The 19,771-nt window shown below is 68.5% G+C and carries 19 protein-coding genes; 12 read left to right on the top strand and 7 right to left on the bottom strand.

All coding sequences use genetic code 11. The features are described from left to right. Positions 1–10: 10 nt before the first annotated feature. The 11 genes from ACTIEF_RS15110 to ACTIEF_RS15160 all read left to right on the top strand — a co-directional run bounded on the left by ACTIEF_RS15110 (position 11) and on the right by ACTIEF_RS15160 (position 10,698). Entirely contained in the window at positions 11–1,228 is a 1,218-nt protein-coding gene (locus ACTIEF_RS15110) for a M50 family metallopeptidase (protein ID WP_439472966.1), read from the top strand. Positions 1,229–1,260: 32 nt separating this feature from the next. Then, positions 1,261–3,714 (top strand): outer membrane protein assembly factor BamA, encoded by a 2,454-nt coding sequence (bamA, locus tag ACTIEF_RS15115; RefSeq protein ID WP_439472967.1) that lies wholly within the window; start codon positions 1,261–1,263, stop codon positions 3,712–3,714. 35 nt (positions 3,715–3,749) lie between these two features. Then, positions 3,750–4,334 (top strand): OmpH family outer membrane protein, encoded by a 585-nt coding sequence (locus tag ACTIEF_RS15120; protein WP_439472968.1) that lies wholly within the window; start codon positions 3,750–3,752, stop codon positions 4,332–4,334. Positions 4,335–4,345: 11 nt separating this feature from the next. Next, entirely contained in the window at positions 4,346–5,356 is a 1,011-nt protein-coding gene (gene lpxD, locus ACTIEF_RS15125; RefSeq protein ID WP_439472969.1) for a UDP-3-O-(3-hydroxymyristoyl)glucosamine N-acyltransferase, read from the top strand. A gap of 4 nt (positions 5,357–5,360) precedes the next feature. Beyond that, on the top strand, positions 5,361–5,828 hold the full coding sequence (gene fabZ / locus ACTIEF_RS15130; RefSeq protein WP_439472970.1) for a 3-hydroxyacyl-ACP dehydratase FabZ: 468 nt from the start codon (positions 5,361–5,363) through the stop codon (positions 5,826–5,828). Beyond that, positions 5,828–6,613, top strand: a complete 786-nt coding sequence (gene lpxA, locus ACTIEF_RS15135) for an acyl-ACP--UDP-N-acetylglucosamine O-acyltransferase (protein WP_439472971.1) — start codon at positions 5,828–5,830, stop codon at positions 6,611–6,613. Before fabZ ends, lpxA begins: the two co-directional genes overlap by 1 nt. After that, on the top strand, positions 6,610–7,443 hold the full coding sequence (lpxI, locus tag ACTIEF_RS15140; RefSeq protein ID WP_439472972.1) for a UDP-2,3-diacylglucosamine diphosphatase: 834 nt from the start codon (positions 6,610–6,612) through the stop codon (positions 7,441–7,443). Before lpxA ends, lpxI begins: the two co-directional genes overlap by 4 nt. Beyond that, positions 7,440–8,609, top strand: a complete 1,170-nt coding sequence (gene lpxB, locus ACTIEF_RS15145; protein WP_439472973.1) for a lipid-A-disaccharide synthase — start codon at positions 7,440–7,442, stop codon at positions 8,607–8,609. The genes lpxI and lpxB overlap by 4 nt, the downstream gene beginning before the upstream one ends. Positions 8,610–8,613: 4 nt before the next feature. After that, the gene (locus tag ACTIEF_RS15150) at positions 8,614–9,309 is read left to right on the top strand and encodes an alpha/beta fold hydrolase (RefSeq protein WP_439472974.1); all 696 of its coding nucleotides are present in this window, start codon (positions 8,614–8,616) and stop codon (positions 9,307–9,309) included. A 1-nt stretch (position 9,310) separates the two neighbouring features. Then, positions 9,311–10,297, top strand: coding sequence for an FUSC family protein (locus tag ACTIEF_RS15155; protein WP_439472975.1), 987 nt, complete (start codon positions 9,311–9,313; stop codon positions 10,295–10,297). Positions 10,298–10,368: 71 nt separating this feature from the next. After that, a complete protein-coding gene (locus tag ACTIEF_RS15160) occupies positions 10,369–10,698 on the top strand; it encodes an EF-hand domain-containing protein (protein ID WP_439472976.1) in 330 nt (109 codons plus the stop codon). Here ACTIEF_RS15160 and lepB read toward each other — a convergent pair. The 3 genes from lepB to gltX all read right to left on the bottom strand — a co-directional run bounded on the left by lepB (position 10,695) and on the right by gltX (position 14,358). Beyond that, positions 10,695–11,453 carry a signal peptidase I gene (lepB, locus tag ACTIEF_RS15165; protein WP_439472977.1) on the bottom strand — a complete coding sequence of 253 codons (759 nt, stop codon included), beginning with the start codon at positions 11,451–11,453 and terminating at the stop codon, positions 10,695–10,697. The genes ACTIEF_RS15160 and lepB overlap by 4 nt on opposite strands. A 132-nt stretch (positions 11,454–11,585) precedes the next feature. Next, positions 11,586–12,887: a citrate synthase gene (gene gltA, locus ACTIEF_RS15170; RefSeq protein ID WP_439472978.1), complete on the bottom strand. Its 1,302-nt coding sequence runs from the start codon at positions 12,885–12,887 to the stop codon at positions 11,586–11,588. Positions 12,888–12,951: 64 nt separating this feature from the next. After that, a complete protein-coding gene (gene gltX / locus ACTIEF_RS15175; protein WP_439472979.1) occupies positions 12,952–14,358 on the bottom strand; it encodes a glutamate--tRNA ligase in 1,407 nt (468 codons plus the stop codon). Between the two features lie 158 nt (positions 14,359–14,516). Between gltX and ACTIEF_RS15180 the strand changes: the two genes are divergently transcribed. Further along, positions 14,517–16,643: a ComEC/Rec2 family competence protein gene (locus ACTIEF_RS15180; RefSeq protein ID WP_439472980.1), complete on the top strand. Its 2,127-nt coding sequence runs from the start codon at positions 14,517–14,519 to the stop codon at positions 16,641–16,643. Positions 16,644–16,698: 55 nt separating this feature from the next. Here the strand turns inward: ACTIEF_RS15180 and lexA are convergent, their stop codons facing one another. From lexA to trpD, 4 genes are all read right to left on the bottom strand, one after another. Then, entirely contained in the window at positions 16,699–17,391 is a 693-nt protein-coding gene (gene lexA, locus ACTIEF_RS15185; protein WP_141626530.1) for a transcriptional repressor LexA, read from the bottom strand. An 83-nt stretch (positions 17,392–17,474) separates the two neighbouring features. Then, positions 17,475–17,948, bottom strand: coding sequence for a hypothetical protein (locus tag ACTIEF_RS15190; protein ID WP_439472981.1), 474 nt, complete (start codon positions 17,946–17,948; stop codon positions 17,475–17,477). Beyond that, on the bottom strand, positions 17,945–18,736 hold the full coding sequence (trpC, locus tag ACTIEF_RS15195; protein WP_439472982.1) for an indole-3-glycerol phosphate synthase TrpC: 792 nt from the start codon (positions 18,734–18,736) through the stop codon (positions 17,945–17,947). Before trpC ends, ACTIEF_RS15190 begins: the two co-directional genes overlap by 4 nt. Beyond that, on the bottom strand, positions 18,733–19,770 hold the full coding sequence (gene trpD / locus ACTIEF_RS15200) for an anthranilate phosphoribosyltransferase (protein ID WP_439472983.1): 1,038 nt from the start codon (positions 19,768–19,770) through the stop codon (positions 18,733–18,735). The genes trpC and trpD overlap by 4 nt, the downstream gene beginning before the upstream one ends. Between the last annotated feature and the right edge of the window lies 1 nt (position 19,771).

Here is a 19,771-nt window from a genome sequence, read left to right on the forward strand (position 1 = left end):
CCTTTTCGGCATGACGGGCTTTCTCGGCCAAGCGCTGATCTACATCGTGCCGTTCCTGCTGGTGTTGACGTTCATCGTCACCATCCACGAACTGGGCCATTTCCTTGTCGCGCGCGCCTTCGGCGTAAAGATCGACCGGTTCTCCATCGGCTTCGGCAAGACCATCGTCAGTCGGACGGACAAGCGCGGCGTCGAATGGCGCATCGCCTGGCTGCCGCTGGGCGGTTACGTGAAATTCTCGGGTGATCTGGACGCCTCCAGCGTGCCGGACGCCGAGGGGCTGGCCGAGCTGAAGTCGCGGGTGATCGCCGAGCATGGCCCGGGCGGCGAGCGCGACTATTTCCATTTCAAGCCGGTCTGGCAGCGCGCCCTGATCGTGGCGGCGGGGCCGTTCGCTAACTTCGCCCTGGCGCTGGTGCTGCTGACCATCCTGTTCAGCGTGATCGGCGAGCAGCGCGTGGCGCCGCGGGTGGTCCGGGTCGACCAGGGCACGCCGGCCGCGGCCGCGGGCTTCCAGCCGCGGGATCTGATCACCGCGATCAACGGTCGTCCGATGACCGAGGCCACCGACGTCACCGAGACGATCATCCTGTCGGCGAACGACCGCCTGACCTTCACCGTCGAGCGCGGCGATCGCACCTTGGAACTGGTGGCGACCCCGGTGCGCGTGCTGGAAGACAATCCGATCTCGGGCCGGGCCTGGGTGGCGCGGACGGGTATGCAACTGGGGGCGATGCAGCGCTCGGACTACAGCTATCGTCGCCTGAATCCGTTCGAGGCGGTGGGCAAGGGGGCGGACACGATGGTTTCGACCGTCACCACCACCTTCCGCTATCTGGGACGCATCTTCGTCGGCAAGGAGTCCGGCGACATGCTGAACGGCCCGCTGGGCATCGCCAAGGCGGCGGGCGGGGTCACCAAGCAGGCGGTGTCCTATGAGGCGCCCCCGGCGATCCTGGCGCTGAACCTGCTGCTGACCGGTCTGCAATTTGCAGCCATAATTTCGATCGGAATGGGTATTGTTAATCTGTTGCCGATTCCCGTCCTCGATGGCGGGCACCTGATGTTCTACGGCTATGAGGCTGTGGCGCGCAGGCCAGTTCCCGCAAGGGTTCAGGAGGTCGGTTACAGGGTCGGTCTTGCTTTGCTGGCGGGATTGATGTTGTTCGCAACCTGGAACGATCTCCAGAAGCTGAGTTTGTTCAAATTCCTCGGCGGGCTCGCCTGATGAGCCGACGCCAGCCCCCGATGGTTTCCCGTATGATCCGAAAAGACGCGTCCGCCCTTCGTTTCGCCCGCGCCGCGAGCCCCAGCCTGCTGGTGCTGGCCGTCGCCGCCGGTCTGGCCGGTCCGGCCCTGGCCCAGAGCGCCCCGCCGGCGCCCGCCGTGCAGCCCGGGGCGCCGATCCAGACCGCCCCCGAAGGCGCGCAGGCCGCTCCGGCCGCCGCCCCTGCGGATCGTGTCCAGATCGCCCGCATCCTGGTGCGCGGCAACCAGCGTATCGATCAGACGACGGTCCTGTCCTATCTGCCGATCCAGCCGGGCGACGTCGTCGACGCCGCCGTGCTGGACGTCGCGGTCCGCACCCTGACCCGCACCCAGCTGTTCGCTGACGTCCAGCTGGGCGTGCAGCCGAACGGCGACCTGATCGTCGAGATCGTCGAAAACCCGATCATCAACCAGGTGGTGTTCGAGGGTAACCGCGCGATCGGCGAGGAGAAGCTGACCGAGGAAGTCACCCTGAAGCCGCGCGGCATCTACACCCGCGCCCGCATCCAGGAAGACGTCGGCAAGATCGTCGAACTGTACCGCCTGTCGGGCCGCATCGGCGCGACCGTGACGCCGAAGATCGTCCAGCTGGAACAGAACCGCGTCGATGTGGTGTTCGAAATCAACGAAGGCCCGGAGACGGGGGTTCGCGCGATCACCTTCCTGGGCAACAGCGCCTTCTCGGACAGCGATCTGCGCGAGGTCATGGTCACCAAGCAGAGCCAGTGGTGGCGCCTGTTCTCGACCAACGACAACTACGATCCGAACCGTCTGGACTACGACCGCGAACAGCTACGGAAATTCTACACCAACCGCGGCTACTACGACTTCCGCGTTCTGTCGGCGGTCAGCGAGCTGGCTCCGGACGAGTCGAGCTTCGGCGTCACCCTGACGGTGGACGAGGGCGACCGCTATAATTTCGGCGCGATCAACATCGTCACCGAGAACGCCCGCCTGAACCCGGACTTCCTGAAGCTGCTGCTGCCGATCCAGGAAGGCGACCTCTACGAGAGCGACCGGATCGAGACGGCCGTCGACGCCCTGACGTTCGCCGCCGGCTCGGCGGGCTACGCCTTCGTCGAGATCGAGCCCGAGTACCGGGCCAATCCGGACACCGACACCATCGACGTGACCTTCAACATCAAGGAAGGCCAGCGCGTTTACGTCGACCGGATCAACGTGGTCGGCAACACCCGCACCCTGGACAACGTCATCCGTCGCGAGATGATGCTGAGCGAGGGCGACGCCTTCAACCGCACCCTGCTGGAGCGGTCGCGCAACAACATGCGCGCGCTGGGCTTCTTCAAGGACGTGACCGTCGAGGAAGCGCGCGGCTCGGCTCCGGACCGCTCGATCGTCAATGTGACCGTGCAGGAACAGCCCACCGGCGAACTGTCGGTCGGCGCCGGCTTCAGCTCGGTCGACTCCTTCGTGCTGAACCTGGGCATCACTGAGCGGAACTTCCGCGGTCGCGGCCAGAACGTGGTCGCCCGTCTGGAATGGGGCTCGCTGCGCCAGCAGATCGATTTCCGCTTCACCGAGCCGCGCTTCCTGGGGCGTGACCTGCGGGCGGGCTTCGACGCCTTCCACTCGCGCTATGACCTCAGCGAGTACTCATCCTACGACTATCGCTCGACCGGCGGAGGCGTGCGCCTGTCGTATCCGCTCAACGGCTACACCCTGCTGAGCACCCGCTACTTCCTGAAGTCGGACGAGATCATCGTGCCGTCGAACTACTGCGGCACCAGCGGCACCGGTTCGACTGCCCTGTGCGACCAGGTCGGCTCGTTCATCAACTCCTCGGCGGGCTACACCCTGCTGGTGGATCGCCGGAACGATCCGGTCCGCCCGACCCGCGGCTGGACCGGCAGCCTGCGCCAGGACTTCGCGGGCATCGGCGGCGACGTGAACTACGTCAAGACCGAAGCGGACGTGTCGGCCTATTGGGGCATCTCGCCCCAGTGGGTGGTCAGCGCGACCGCCTCGACCGGCTATGTTTCGGGCTGGGGCGGCGATCCGATCCGGATCAACGACCGCTTCTTCAAGGGCGGCAACAGCTTCCGCGGCTTTGAGACCGCCGGTATCGGTCCGCGCGATCTGAACACGACCGACGCCCTGGGCGGCAACTTCTATGTCGTCGGCACCCTGGAGCTGACGGTCCCGAACTATCTGCCGGAAGAGTACGGCATCCGGACCTCGCTCTTCACGGACGTCGGCACCCTGGGGATGCTGGATGACCGCTACACCGTGATCCGCAGCGGCACGAACGCCGGTCAGCCGGATCCGAACATCGTTGACGAGCTCAAGCTCCGCGCCTCGGCGGGCGTTAGCATCCACTGGCGTTCGCCGATGGGGCCGATCCGCTTCGACCTGAGCCACATCCTCGGCAAGGAAGAGTACGACAAGACCGAAACCTTCCGCTTCTCGACCTCTACCCAGTTCTAAACCGCGGGATGCTGTCCCGCTCCAAAGGCCTGACCATGAAACTGATCGCTCTCGGCGCCTTCGCTGTCGCCACTCTCGTCGCCGGCGCCGCCTCGGCCCAGACCCAGACTCCGCCGCTGACCCACGGCCCGGTCGTGACCGGTGTCTGCGCCTACAACCCGCAGGCCCTGATCGCCACCAGCACCGCCGGTCGTTCGCTCGCCACCGGCCTGCAGCGCCTGGGCGAGGAAGTCCGCGGCGAGCTGGCCCCGTACGCCACCTCGCTGGAAAGCGAAGCCACCGCCCTGCAACAAGGCGGCCAGGCCGCTGACCCGGATGGATCGCGCGCCCGCGCCTGGCAGCAGCGTCTGCAGGAAGCTCAGCAGCTGGAAGAAACCCGCACCAACGAGCTGCGCTACACCGAGCGTCTGCAAACCCAGGCCATCGTGACGGCCGCCCGTCCGATCATCGCCGCCCTGTATCAGGAAAAGGGCTGCAGCATCCTGCTGGACGGCGGCAATGTGCTGGCCATCAACCCGCAGATGGATCTGACGGAAGCCGCCGTTCAGCGCCTGAACCAGGCTCTGCCGTCGCTGCCGCAATTCACGCGCAGCGCTGTGCCGGCTCAAGCCCAGCAGTAAGCTACGTCGAAATGCCTGATCCGCGCTTTTTCGAAAGCCTGCCGACACTGGATGTCGCCGGGCTTGCCGAACGGATCGGGGCTGAAGTCTCGCGCGGCGGGGACCGAAAGGTCTCCGCCGTTGCGCCTTTGGGGACCGCCGCCTCGACTGACGTCGCCTTCCTCGGCGACCGCAAATTCGCTGAACAACTGAAGACCACGGGCGCCGGCTGCGTGATCGTGCCCGCCGCCGCGGTGGACATGGCGCCGGCCTCGGCCGCCGTGCTGGTCTCCGCGACGCCCCAGGCCAGCTGGGCCGCGGCGTCCCTGCTGCTGCATCGTCCGCATATGCTCGACGTGGCCGCCGATCCGGCGACGGTGATCGAGGACGAGACGGTCGTTCTGGCTCCCGGCGTGGTGCTGGGCGAGGGCGCGCGCATCGGGCGGGGCACCCGCGTCGGCGCCAATACGGTCATCGGACCGGGCGTGCAGATCGGCCGCGACTGCCTGATCGGCTCCAACGTCACCATCGGTTTCGCCCTGATCGGCGACCGGGTGAAGGTGTACGCGGGCGTCTGCATCGGCGAGCCGGGCTTCGGCGCGGCCGGATCGCGGACGGGGGCGGTGGACGTGCCCCAGCTGGGCCGGGTCATCATTCAGGACGGCGTCACCGTGGGCGCCAACACCTGCATCGACCGCGGCGCCTATGACGATACGGTCATCGGCGAGAACACCAAGATCGATAATCTGGTCATGATCGCCCACAACTGCGTCATCGGTCGAAACTGCCTGATCGCCGCCCACACGGGCATTTCCGGCTCGGTGAAGGTCGGCGACGGCGTCATGTTCGGCGGCAAGGCGGGGGTGGGCGACCACCTGACCATAGGCGATGGCGCACGCGTCGCGGGGGGCGCGGGCCTGCTGGCGGACATCCCGCCCGGCGAGACATGGTCGGGTTATCCCGCGAAACCCATTCGTCAATTCTTGCGCGAGACCGTCTGGGTGTCCAAACAGGCCGCGAAGAAGAAAGACGACAGGGAGTAGGCTGATGGCCGAAGACACCGTCAAGATTGACTACGCCGAAGTGATGCGGCGGCTGCCCCACCGCTACCCGTTCCTGCTGGTGGACAAGGCCGAGGACTTCGTGCCCGCGACCTCGATCACGGGCATCAAGAACGTCACGCACAATGAGCCCTTCTTCCCGGGCCACTTCCCGATCGATCCGGTCATGCCGGGCGTGCTGATCGTCGAGGCCATGGCCCAGACCGGCGCCCTGCTGATGTCCAAGACGATGGACGTGGCCGTGGCCGACAAGGTCATCATGTTCATGTCGATCGACGGCGTGCGCTTCCGCAAGCCCGCGCGTCCGGGCGATCAACTGCGCATGGAGGTCAAGGTGACCCGCGCGCGCGGCGACGCCTACAAGTTCCGGGGAGAGACCTTCATCGACGGCAAGCTGGCCGCCGAAGCCGAGTTCATGGCCATGGTCGTGACCGTCGAGCAGCCGGCGACCTGATGGCCATCCACCCGACAGCCCAGGTCGACGCCAGCGCCCGGCTAACGGACGGTGTCGAGGTCGGCCCGTGGAGCATCATCGGGCCGAACGTCGTCCTGGCCGAGGGCGTGCGCGTCGCCAGCCATGTGGTGATCCAGCAGGACACGACGGTGGGCGCGGGCACCACGATCCATCCCTTCTGCGTCATGGGCGGCGATCCGCAGCACGGCGGCTACAAGGGCGAGCCGGTGGCGCTGGAGATCGGCGAGAACAACACCATCCGCGAGCACTCGACCTTCAATCGGGGCACGCCGGGCGATCGCAAGCTGACCACCATCGGTTCGAACGGCCTGTTCATGACCGGCGCCCACATCGGCCACGACTGCATCGTCGGCGACAACGTCACCTTCGCCAACAACGCCACCCTGGGCGGTCACGCCCGGGTGGGGAACAAGGTCTTCCTGGGCGGACTGGCGGCGGTGCACCAGTTCGGCCGGATCGGGCAGGGCGCCATCGTCGGCGGCCTGTCGGCGGTGACGCGCGACGTCATTCCCTACGGCTCGGCCTGGGGCAATCACGTGCGGCTGCACGGGCTGAACCTGATCGGGCTGAAGCGGAAGGGCTATGGCAAGGACGCCATCCGCCGCCTGCTGGCCGCCTATCGCGACATCTTCGAGGGCGAGGGCCTGTTCTCGGAACGGCTGGACGCCGCCGGGGCGACCTACGCCGACCTGCCAGAAATCCTCGAGATCATCGCCTTCATCCGCGAGGACACCCGGCGTCCGGTGGCGCTGCCGGAGCGATGAGCGGCAAGCTGGCGCTTATCGCGGGGGGAGGGGCTCTGCCCGTCTCCGTGGCCGCGCGTTGCGAGGCCGAGGGCCGTCCGGTGTTCGTGATCCGGCTGGCGGGCTTCGCCGATCCGCACTTGGCCCATTATCCGGGCATCGAGGCGGGGATGGCCGAGATCGGCAAGATCCTGTCGGCGATGAAGAAGGCGGGCTGCAAGGCGGTCTGTCTGGCGGGGACGGTCAGCCGGCCCGACTTCAAGAACCTGAAGCCCGACTTCAAGGGCGCGATGGTCCTGCCGGGCATCATCGCGGCGGCGACCAAGGGCGACGACGCCCTGCTGCGCCAGATACTATCGGTGTTCGAGACTGACGGCTACGCGGTCGAGGGGGCCGACGACATTCTCGGCGGCGAGACCCTGCCGTCCGGCGCGCTGGGCAAGGTCCAGCCGACCGACGAGCAGTTGGCCGACCTGCGCAAGGCGCTGTACGTGGCCGAGAAGTCCGGCGAACTGGACATCGGGCAGGGCGCGGTCGTCTGCGACGGCCTCGTACTGGCCGTGGAGGCGCAGGAAGGCACCGACGCCATGCTGATGCGCGTCGCCAGCCTGCCCGGTGATCTGCGCGGCTCTCCGGCGGCCCGCAAGGGCGCGCTAGGCAAGGCGCCCAAACCGATCCAGGACCTGCGGGTCGACATGCCGGTGATGGGCGCTCACACCATTGAGATGGCCGCCGCCGCCGGTCTGGCGGGCGTGGGCGGGGTGACGGGCAAGCTGATCGTGATCGATCGCGCCGCCCTGATCGAGGCCGCCGACCGGTTGGGCCTCTATGTCTGGGGCGAAGACGAGTGAGCCGTCCGTTGAAAGTCATGCTGATCGCCGCCGAAGCCTCGGGCGATGCGCTGGGCGCCGGTCTGGCGCAGGCGTTGAAGCAGCGGTTGGGCGCGGACGTCAGCTTCGCCGGCGTCGGCGGGCCCAAGATGGCGGCCGAAGGCGTGGCTAGCCCGTTCGATATCGCCGACCTGTCGATCCTGGGCTGGCTGGAGGGGCTGAAGGCCTATGGGCTGGTCAAGCAGCGGGTGGCCGACACGGTCGCCCATGCGGTGGCCGAGAAGCCTGACGCCGTGGTCCTGATCGACAGCTGGGGCTTCACCATCCGGGTGGCCAAGGCCCTGAAAGAGGCGCTGCCGGGCGTGCCGCTGATCAAATACGTCGGGCCGCAGGTCTGGGCCTCGCGTCCGGGGCGGGCGAAGACGCTGGCGCAGTCGGTCGATCACCTGCTGGCCCTCTACGCCTTTGACGCGCCGTGGTTCGAGCGGGAGGGGCTGGAGACGACCGTGGTCGGCTCGCAGGCCCTGCATGTGGACATGAGCAAGGCCGATCCCGCCGCCTTTCGGGCGCGCCGGGGCATCGCGCCGGATGCGAACCTGCTGTTGGTCCTGCCGGGCAGCCGTCCGTCCGAGATCAGGCTGATGACGCCCGTCTATGAGGGCGCGGTCGGTCTGTTGAAGCGGGCGGATCCGGGGCTGGAAGTCGCCGTGGTCGCGGCGGGCACGGTGGCGGACGACGTCGCCGGCCGCATCGCCGCCTGGCCGTTCCGGGTGCATCTGGTCTCGGAGGCCGAGAAATACGATGCGATGAAGGCCGCGACGGTGGCGCTGGCGACCAGCGGCACGGTCTCGACCGAACTGGCGCTGGCGGGCGCGCCCATGGTCATCGGCTATCGCTTCCAGCCGCTCAGCTACGCGATCATGAAGCCCTTCTTCACGGGCAAGTACGCGACCCTGTTCAATCACGCCGCCGACGAAGAGATCACGCGCGAGCTGATCCAGAAGGACGCGACGCCCGAGAAGGTCGCCGCCGAGGTGGGCCGTCTGCTGGCCGATCCGGAAGCGCGCCGTGCGCAGGCCGAGCGTCAGACGGCGGCGCTGGACCTGATGGGCCGAAACGCGCCGGACCCGTCCAGCCTTGCGGCGGACGCCGTGCTGCGGGTCATCGCGGCCAGGGCGGGCCGCTGAGACGGTGTCGCGCGCGTCCCTGATCCTGATCCCGGGGCTGTTGAACGACGCGGACCTGTGGCGGGATCAGGTCGCGGCCCTGTCGGACCGGTTCGACGTGTGGGTGGCCGACATCACCCGGGGCGAGACCATGGACGCGCTGGTCGGGACGGTGTTCGCGCTGGCGGACGGACCGCTGGCCGTCGCGGGCTTTTCGCTGGGTGGCTATGTGGCCCAGGCCATGCTGATGCGGCATCCCGAGCGGATCGAGCGGCTGGCCCTGCTGGACACCGCCTTCCGGCCGGATACGCCCGAGCGGGCGGCGGAGCGGGCGCACCTGACCCGGCTGGCCACGGCCTCGGGCAAGTTTCTGGGCATCGGCGACCGGCTGCTGAAGACCTATCTGGCGGCGGACCATGCCGCCGATCCGGTCATGGCCGAGCGGGTGAAGGCCATGACCCAGCGGCTGGGGGCGGAGGTCTTCATCCGCCAGAGCGGGCTGATGCGCGAGGACGGAGAGGCGGCGCTGCGCGGCTTCGCCCGTCCGGCGCTGGTGTTGTGCGGCGCGGTCGACCAGATCACCCCGCCCGAGGGGCATCGCGAGATGGCGGCCCTGCTCCCGGACGCGGAGCTGGTCATCGCGCCCAGCTGCGGCCACCTGACGCCCATCGAGGCGCCGGAACTGGTCAGCGGGGCGCTGGCCCGCTGGATGGAGCGCTGAGATGGCGCGCGCCCTGAGCCCCCGCCGGGCAGCCGAGGTGCGTGCGGCCCTGCAGATCGCCATCGGCGCGGTCGCCGCCTTCTATCTGGCCACGGCGCTGAAGCTACCGCACGCCTACTGGAGCGTGATCTCGGCCATCGTGGTCATCCAGACCAGCGTCGGGGGCAGCGTGCTCACAGTGGCGCGGGACCGGGCCCTTGGAACGCTGGCGGGCGCGGTCGTGGGCGGACTGGTGGCCTTTGTTCGGCCCGAGGGCGTCAACTGGATGATGGCCGGGCTGGCGGCATCGGTCGCGGGACTGGCCTTCTTCAGCCCCGGGCGGCCCTGGTTGAAGGTGGCGCCGGTGACCGCCGCCATCATCATCGCGGGCAGCGCGGGGCCGGAAGGGCCGGCGCAACTGGCGCTGGACCGGGTGATGGAGATCCTGGTCGGCAGCGGCGTTGGCGTGATCGCCATCCTGCTGCTGTTCCCCCGCCATGCCCGCCAGACCTTCAAGCTGCAGGCGCTCGAGGCCGCGGGGAAGGCGGCGGAGCTGCTGGCGCTGGTGATGAAGGGCGCGGCGGCGGACGGGGCGGAGCTGTCCCGCCGACATGCGGACATGAAGAAGCGGCTGGATGCGCTGGGGCAGGCGGCGGGCGCGGTCATCGACCTGCCCGGCGCGCAGAAGGAGACGGCGGATCGCGCGGCCCTGGTGCGAACCTTCTGGCGGGTCCGAAGCGACATCGTGATCCTGGGGCGCGGCTTTCAGGCCGAGGGCGCGCTGGACCGGCTGGGGCCGTGGGGCGAGGCGACGCATGAGGCCGTGCGGCGGCTGGAGACCCTGTCCAGAGGCCAGGCGACGGAGTTTCTTGGTGACCCGGACGCGGCCCTGAAGCTGGGGGGCGAAGACGGCGATCTGGCCCGGGGCGCGGCGGCCATCGGCCTGACCCACATGCACCGGGACCTGGACGATCTGATCGCCCGTTTCCGTGACCTGCATCTGGTCTAGACGGGACGCCGCGGACGCCACATTCTGGTCCGCGACGCAGGGCTCTCTGGGCTCTGGACGAGGATGGACCGATGAAGCCGCCCAAGAAGAGCGAAACGATCGAGGTTCGGGTGCCCTATGGCGCCAAGACCGCCTTCGCCGATCATTGCCGCCGCAATGGCCAGACCGTCAGCGAGGCGGTGCGGAGCTTCATGGAGCGCGAGATCGGCGGCGGACAGGCCGGGCGCGGGCGCACCCGGCTGTGGCACGCCTTCGCGGCGCTGGCGGCGGGTCTGGCGCTGGGTGCGGTCGCCGCCCCGTCACTGGCCCAGACGCAGACCCCGCACGGCTCGCGCGCGACCTTCGAACGGTTGGACCGCAACGGCGACGGCGTGATCAGCTACGACGAATTCCGGCGCTAATCGACGGACTTGAAGAACCGCCCGCCGCGCAGGTTGAACCAGGTCCAGGGCTTGAACAAGCCGGCGCCGGGCTTCCATGAGGCGACGATGATCTCGGCCTTGCCGACGATGTTGGTGGCGGGCAGCAGGCCCACGCCGACGTCGGCGGGCCAGCGGCTGTCCAGCGAGTTGTCGCGGTTGTCGCCCATCATGAAATACTGATCCTCGGGCACCACGAACACCTCGGTGTCGTCGCCGTCGCGGCCCGATCCGCCGTCGTAGGTGACCAGCTGGCGACCGTTGGGCAGGGTCTCGCGGACCTGCAACACGGTGCGCTCCGGCTGGTCATGGTCCTGGGTGATGTTCAGCGGGGTGCGCGGGACGGCCTTGCCGTTGATGAAGACCACGCCGCCCATGACCTGAACCCGGTCGCCGGGCAGGCCGATGACCCGCTTGACCCAGGTCTGATCCGGCTCGCTGGGGCGGCGGAAGACGACCACGTCGCCGCGCTCGGCCTGTTTGCCGAACAGACGCCCTTCCGGCAGGGGCGGGTTGAAAGGCAGGGAGGCCCGGCTCCAGCCGTAGGCGAATTTCGACACCACCACATAGTCGCCGATCACCAGTCCCGGCTCCATCGACGACGAGGGGATGGTGAAGGGCTGGAACAGGCTGGTCTGGATGGCGACGGCGGCCAGCAGGCCGATCCCGACCGTGCGGACGGTTTCGATCACTTCGCTAACGGGGCCGTTCCGGGGCTTTTCGATATGTTCGGTCATGGGCTGAGCAAAGGGCGGCGATGCGCCCGGATCAATTGAGGTGTTGTCCGGACGGGGCGGAAATCGTGTCCGGACACGAAAAACGCCGGAGCTGTCGCCCCGGCGTTTCGCGTCTTGTCCGTGAAGGACGGCTTAGCCGCGCTTCTCGATCGGCACGTAGTCGCGCTCGGTCGGGCCGGTGTACAGCTGGCGCGGGCGGCCGATCTTCTGGCCCGGGTCGGCCATCATTTCCTGCCACTGGGCGATCCAGCCGACGGTGCGGGCCAGGGCGAACAGCACGGTGAACATGCTGGTCGGGAAGCCCATCGCCGACAGGGTGATGCCCGAGTAGAAGTCGACGTTCGGGAACAGCTTGCGGCTGGTGAAGTACTCGTCCTGCAGGGCGACCTTCTCCAGCTCCTTGGCGACGACAAACAGCGGGTCGTTCTGGCGGCCGGTGGCTTCCAGCACTTCGTAGGCCGACTGCTGCATGACCTTCGCGCGCGGGTCGTAGTTCTTGTACACGCGGTGGCCGAAGCCCATCAGCTTGTACTTGCGGTCCTTCACGCCCTGGATGAACTCCGGGATCTTGTCCGGGGTGCCGATCTCCTTGAGCATATTCAGCGCCTCTTCGTTGGCGCCGCCGTGCGACGGGCCCCACAAACAGGCGATGCCGGCGGCGATACAGGCGAACGGGTTGGCGCCCGACGAACCGGCCAGACGGACGGTCGAGGTCGAGGCGTTCTGCTCGTGGTCGGCGTGCAGGGTGAAGATGCGGTCCATGGCGCGGACCAGACGCGGATCGACCTGATAGTCCTCGGCCGGAACGGCGAAGCACATGCGCAGGAAGTTCTCGGCGTAGGACAGGTCGTTGCGCGGCGACACGAACGGTTGGCCGATGTGGTATTTGTAGGCGCGGGCCGCGATGGTCGGCATCTTGGCGATCAGGCGGATGGCCGAGATGTTGCGCTGGACCGGATCATGGATGTCCAGGCTGTCGTGATAGAAGGCCGACAGGGCGCCGACGGTGCCGACCATGATCGACATCGGGTGGGCGTCGCGGCGGAAGCCCTCGAAGAAGCGGTCGAACTGGGCATGCAGCATGGTGTGCATGGTCACGCTGTTCTTGAACTCTTCGTACTGCGCGGCGTTCGGCAGTTCGCCGTGCAGCAGCAGGTGGCAGACCTCGATGAAGTTCGATTGCGAGGCCAGCTGGTCGATCGGGTAGCCGCGGTGCAGCAGCACGCCGGCGTCGCCGTCGATGAAGGTCAGGGCCGACTCGCACGCGGCGGTCGAGGTGAAGCCGGGGTCAAAGGTGAAGGCGTCGGTGCCCGCGTAGAGTTTGCGGATGTCGATGACGTCAGGGCCGGTCGAACCCGACAGCACCGGCAGATCAACGGTCTTGCCCGCGTAGTTGAGGGTCGCCGTGCCGGCGGGTTTCGCTTGTTCAGTCATTTCAGCCCCTTTGTCAGAACGGTCTCGCGCGGGGAGGCGACGGACCGCGTTTCATTTGTGAACGTCACTTAGTCTGTTGCAGCGCATCATCCAAGCGCCCGAGGCTTTCTTCTCGCCCGAGAGCCGCCAACGTTTTCGCGATGTCGGGCGATGTGGCCCCGCCGGTCAGGGCCGCGCGGGTCGCCGGACCGATCTTTCCAAAGCCCACGCCCTCGTCTTCGGCGAAGACTTTCAGCTCGGCCTCGAGGGCGAAGACGTCCCAGCTGGCGAACAGCTTCAGCCGGTCGCGCAGGCGGCCGATGCGCTCTCCGGACTCCCCGGACAGCAGGCCCTGGCCCTTTTCATCAATGGAAAGGGGGCGGGGCTTCAGCACGAAGGCGGTCTGGTCGGCCAGTTCCAGCGTGGTCTTGGCCCGGTCCTTCACGAACGGCATGGCGCGCAGCAGGCGGGCCTCGTCGTCCGGCGCCAGCGTGTGGCCGCGCGACAGGTGGACGTCCAGCGTCATCTTGGCCAGCCGGTCGTCCTGGGCTAGCCGGATCCAGTGGCTGTTGACGTGGGCCAGCTTGTCGAAGTCCAGCCGCGACGGCGCCTTGCCGATGCCGCCCAGATCGAACCACTCGCGGGCCTGTTCGTCCGAGAACAGTTCGTCGTCGCCGTGGGCCCAGCCGAGGCGGGCCAGATAGTTTCGCATGGCCTCGGGCAGGTAGCCCATCTCGGCGTATTCATGCACCGCCTGCGCCCCGTGCCGCTTGGACAGCTTGGCGCCGTCCGGACCGTGGATCAGGGGGATGTGGGCGAAGGTCGGGCGCGTCCAGCCGAGCGCATCGTAGATCAGGCTCTGGCGGGCGGCGTTGTTCAGGTGGTCGTCGCCGCGGATGACGTGGGTCACGCCCATGTCGTGGTCATCAACCACCACCGCGAGATTGTAGGTCGGCGCGCCGTCCGAACGCAGGATAACCAGATCGTCCAGCGACGCGGTCTCCCAGCGCACCGTGCCCTGCACCGCGTCGTCCACGACGACGGGCGCGTCCGCCGGGCGACGGAAGCGGACGGTGTGGGGCTTCAGCAGGTCATCGACGGTCGGCTCGCGGTCGCGCCATGGCGACTCGAAGGTCTTGCCTTCGGCCTTGGCCTGATCGCGCAGGGCGGCGGTCTCGTCGGCGGTCAGGAAGTCGCGATAGGCGTGGCCGGTCTCAAGCAGGACATTGGCGACCTCGCGGTGGCGTTCGGCGCGCGAAAACTGGAACACCGGCTCCTCGTCCGCGAACAGCTCCAGCCAGGCCATGCCGTCGAAGATGGCCTTCACCGCCTCGTCGGTCGAACGCTCGCGGTCGGTGTCCTCGACGCGGACCAGGAATTTGCCGCCGTGACGCCGGGCGAACAGATAGTTGAACAGGGCGGTGCGGGCGCCGCCGATGTGCAGGAAGCCGGTAGGCGAGGGGGCGAAGCGGGTGACGACGGGGAGGCTCATGGCGGGGGTTATAGCGCCGCAGGGGGCTGAGCCTAGCCCTGTCTGAGCAGGAGCGATTACAGCCAGCGTCGGGAGCGGCCGTATCCATAGATTGTGAAAAGCTTGAGTTTGTCGTCATGGTTCTTCCGGCCTTGGGAGGCGGGGGGATCTGGCGGGTGGTGGCGATCACACGGGAAGCGGTGGCGGATTGGCTGTCGGCGCAGGTCGCGGCCCAGACCCTGCGCTGGCGGCTGTGGACGCCGGTGGCGTTCGGCGCGGGCTGCGCCACCTATTTCGCCCTCAGGACCGAGCCTCCGATGTGGCCCCTGTTCCTGTTCGCCGTCGTGGCGAGCGGGGCGTGGCTGGGCGGACGGCGGCTGCATCTGGCGCGGGTCTGGAGCCTGATCCTGCTGATGCTGGCCTGTTTCGCGCTCGGGCTGGCGGCGGCCAAGCTAAGGACCGCGTCCGTGGCCGCGCCCGTCACGCCGACGCTGGAGCGACCGGTGGTGATCGAGGGCTGGGTGGTCGATGTGGACAGCCCGGGCTCGGCGGGACCGCGCGTGATCATCGCGCCGGTTCGGATCCGAGGGCTGGCGCCCGAAGCGACCCCCGTGCGCATCCGCGCCACGGTCCGGGATGCGACGCCGCCCGAGCCGGGACAGGCGATCCGACTGTTCGCCATCCTCAATCCACCGCCCGCGCCCGCCAGCCCCGGCGCTTATGATTTCGGCCGCACGGCCTTCTTCCAGCGCATCGGCGGGGTGGCCTTCAGCCTGGGCGAGACCCGGCCCGCTGTCGTGCCCGAGGCGCCCTGGCGGCTGAGGCTGGTGATGAAGGTCAACGCCTTTCGCTTCGACCTGGCCAAGCGGATCGTGGCGCGGCAGGGCGAAAGGGCGGGCGGCGTCGCGGCGGCCATGACCACGGGGCAGGAGGCCTGGCTGGACCCGGCCGAGGTCGATATCATGCGCGATTCCGGGCTGGCGCACATCCTGTCGATCTCGGGTCTGCATATGGCGGTGGTGGGCGGCTTCGCCTTCTTCCTCGTGCGCCTGCTGGTCGCCCTTTGGCCTTGGTTGGCTCTGCGGGTGTCCGGCAAGAAGGTGGCGGCCTGGGCGGGGCTGCTGGCGGTCGGCACCTATCTGGTGGTGTCCGGCGCGCCGCCGCCGGCCGAACGGGCGGCCATCACCGCCTCCATCGCCTTCCTCGCGGTCCTGCTGGACCGGCAGGCGATCACCATGCACGCGCTGGCGGTGGCGGCCTTCGTGGTCCTGCTGCTGCAGCCCGAAGCCATCGTCACGCCGGGCTTCCAGATGTCCTTCGCCGCCACGGCGGCGCTGGTGGCCCTAGTCGAGGCCTGGCCCCGGCGACCGAGGGAGATCTCCGCGCCCTGGCCCATTCTGGCGGTCCAGCGGACGGGGACGTGGATCGGGGCGGCGGTGCTGGCCAGCCTCGTCGCCGGGGCGGCGACCGGCCCGTTCGCCATGCAGCATTTCAACCGCTCGGCCATGTACGGACTGGGAGCCAACCTTGCGACGGCCCCGCTGTCGGACTTCCTGATCATGCCCGCGCTGGCGCTAGGGGCCTTGCTGGAGCCGGTGGAGCTGGGCGCGCCCTTCCTGTGGCTGGCGGCGCGGGGCATCGATCTGATGCTGGCCATCGGGGAGTGGGTGGCGGGCCTGCCGGGCGCCGTCAGGACCATCGCCAGCGCCCCGGACATCGTTCTGCCCATCGCCTTCATCGGCATACTGTTCTGCTGCCTGTGGCGCGGGCCGCTGCGCTGGCTGGGCCTGCCGCTGGCCTGCGCCGTGTTGATCTGGCCGAGGACGCCGACGCCCGACCTCTGGATTGGCGACAGCGGGCTCCAGGCAGCCTTCGTGCAGGACGGGCATGCGGTGGTGATGCGCCCGGGCGTGCGCCAGTTCGCGGCCGATGTCTGGACCCGGCGGCGAGGGCTGGAGCCGACGGACCGTTCGACAGAGGGCTGGACCTGCGGACGGTTTTCCTGCGCGCCCGAGGCGTCAGGGCCGGTCGCGCTGTGGTGGGGCAGGCGGGCGCCGAGCCTCGAACAGCTGGGCGGACTTTGCCGATCCGCCTCAGTCGTCAGTATACGGACGGTCGTGTCCGCCCTGCCGTCGTCCTGTGCCGGCAGGCTGGTGCTGGACGGGCTGGACTACACGCGAGGCGGGGCGGTGGAGCTGAAACGCGAAGGGCCCGCCGCGGCGAACCGCTGGCGAGCCCTGTGGGTCTCAGACGTGCGTGGCGATCGGCCCTGGTCCCGGGTAGCGGCTGCGCCGCTTCCGGGATGACAAGGCGCCGTTGTCATCCCGGCCTTGAGCCGGGACGCTACGGCGACGCCGAGGGTCAGTGATAGCGGCGGATCAGGCCGACCAGCTTGCCCTGAACAGCGACCTGATCGGCGCCGTAGATCTTGGTCTCATAGTTGCGGTTGGCGGGCTCCAGGGCGATGGAGGCGCCCTTCTTGCGCAGCCGCTTCAGCGTGGCCTGTTCGCCCTCGACCAGGGCCACGACGATCTCGCCCGACGAACAGTTCTCGGTCGATTTGATGATGACCATGTCGCCGTTGAGAATGCCGGCCTCGATCATCGAGTCGCCCTCGATCTCGAGCAGATAGTGCTCGCCCGAGCCCAGCATGGCTTCCGGCACCGGATAGCGGGCGGTCTCATGCTCGATGGCGTCGATGGGGGTGCCCGCCGCGATCTTGCCCATCAGGGACAGTTCGCGGGTGTCGTTGGCCGGTTCGGCGGCCTTGGGACGACCGCCGCCCTCGATCACGCCGGGCTTGAAGCCAGCATGGCCGCGCGGCGCGCCCGCCGTGGCCTGTTCCGGCAGCTTGGTGACTTCCAGCGCCCGGGCGCGGTGGGCGAGGCGGCGGATGAAGCCCCGCTCCTCCAGCGCCGTGATCAGGCGGTGGATGCCCGACTTGGACGCCAGATCCAGCGCCTCCTTCATCTCGTCGAACGACGGAGACACGCCGGTCTCCTGAATCCGCTCGTGGATGAACATGAGCAGTTCGTGCTGTTTGCGGGTGAGCATGCAGACCTCAGGGCGAATCCGGTTTGGAGAACGCTAACGGAACAAATCGCAAACGTCCAGATTCTGTTCCTGTGGTGTTCCGGTTAAGGTCCGGTTACCGGCGGGCTGGTCTCCTCAATCCGGTAGCGCGCCAGAGCCTGGCTCAGCAGTTCGGCGAAAGCTTCGGGGCCGTGCGTCATCAGTCCGTACGGCAGGTGCTGGACTGAACCATTCCTGAGGCGAAGAAAGAGCTGAGGCGGGCGCTTCAGCCAGATTTCCGCAGGTGTGAAAACGACCTCATCAATGTCTCGAAAATGGGTCGGCTGGCCGTAGAATTCGATCCGATCCCCATGCAAGACGAAGGACGGCTTCGACTTGAAAGCGATGCGGTAGAGCCAGAACACGAGCGCGGCGCCGGCGATCAGATAAGCTCCGCCGAACAACTTGGCGTTCCCGCTGACGTTAAACGCCTGTCCTTGCGTGGATATCTGAACGCAGCCGACGAACAGGAGGGCAACGGCGCCAAGGACAGCGAGAGTGACCTTGACAGAGCTGATCCTCGGCTGGTCCTCGCTCACCCCAGCAGCGCCCGCGTCGCCGCTTCCACATCGTCCTGACGCATCAGGCTTTCGCCGACGAGGATGGCCTGGGCGTGGGCGTCGGAGACGCGCTGGACGTCGTCCGGGGTGAAGATGCCGCTTTCGGCGACCAGCAGGGCCTTCACCGGGCTCAGCATGGCGAGACGTTCGGTCGTCTCCAGATCGACCTCGAAGGTGCGCAGCGAGCGGTTGTTCACGCCCACCAGATCCCCGCCCAGCTTGCAGGCGCGGGCCATCTCGGCCTCGTCGTGGGTTTCGATCAGGGCGTCCATGCCGAAGCGCTCGGCCTCGGCCAGCAGTTCGGCGGCCAAGGCGTCGTCGATCATGGCCAGGATGATCAGGATGCAGTCGGCGCCCAGGGCCCGGCTCTCGGCCACCTGCCACGGATCGACCAGGAAGTCCTTGCGCAGGCAGGGCAGGGCCACCGCGTCACGGGCGGCGGCCAGATAGCTGTCGTCGCCCTGGAAGCTCGGGCCGTCAGTCAGGATCGACAGGCAGGTGGCGCCGCCGCCCTCATAGGCCTGCGCCAGCGCGGGCGGATCGAAGTCGGCGCGGATCAGGCCCTTGGACGGGCTGGCCTTCTTGATCTCGGCGATCAGGGCCGGGCGACCGGTTTCCTCGACGTGGTTTTCCAGCGCGGCGCGGAAACCGCGCGGAGCCGACGCGAGCGCCGCGCGGGCCTCGACGGCATCCTGTGAGAGAGCGGCTTTCCGGGCGGCGACGTCCTCGCGCTTGTAGGCGGCGATCCGTTCCAGCACATCGGTCATGCCGGGTCCTCTTCACTGTTGATGGAGGTGTTGGTGGCCTCGACGAGGGCGGCGAGCGCCCGCGACGCACGGCCTTCGTCGATGACGGCGGCGGCCTGGGCGGCGCCCTCGGCCAGATCGGCGGCCTTGTCGGCCACGACCAGGGCGGCGGCGGCGTTCAGCAGGACCACATCGCGATAGGCGCCGGTCGCGCCGTCCAGTAGGGCGCGCAGGGCGGCGGCGTTCTCCTCGGCATCGCCGCCGCGGATGGCGCTGATGTCGTGGCGGGAAAGCCCGGCGTCCTCGGGCGTGACGGTGAAGCGGCGCACGGCGCCGTCCTTCCATTCCGCCACCTCGGTCTTGCCGGTGACGGTCAGCTCGTCGAGGCCCTGACCATGGACGGTCCAGGCCCGGATCGCGCCCAGACGGCCCAGCACCTCCGCTAGGGGCTCCAGCAGGCGGGGGTCATAGACGCCCATGACCTGCCGCTTGGCCTGCGCGGGATTGGACAGGGGGCCCAGCAGGTTAAACACAGTGCGGAAGCCGATCTCGGCCCGCACCGGCCCGACGTGGCGCATGGCCCCGTGGTAGGTCGGGGCGAACAGGAAGGCGATGCCGGCGGTGTCCAGCGCGCGCAGCTGCTGCGCCTCGCTGGCCTGCAGGTTCACGCCCAGCGCGGACAGGACGTCGGACGAGCCGGACTTGGAGCTCAGCGCCCGGTTGCCGTGCTTGGCGACCTTCAGCCCCGCGCCCGCCAGCACCAAGGCCGCGGCGGTGGAGATGTTGTAGGTGTGCTGGCCGTCTCCGCCGGTGCCGCAGGTGTCGATCACCTCCCACGGATGGTCCAGCGTCAGGGCCGCCTCGCGCATGGCGGTGGCGAAGGCCGCGATCTCGCCGACCGTCTCGCCGCGGATGCGCAGCGCGGTGACGGCGGCGGCGACCTGCGACGGGGTCGGCTCGCCGCGCAGGCAGGCGGCGAAGAAGGCGTGCGCCTCCGCGTCCGACAGCACCTGACCGTCGACCAGCTTGGCCAGCAGAGGCTTTACATCCGCCACG

The organism is Brevundimonas sp. (assembly GCF_051858995.1).
Taxonomy (GTDB): Bacteria; Pseudomonadota; Alphaproteobacteria; order Caulobacterales; family Caulobacteraceae; genus Brevundimonas.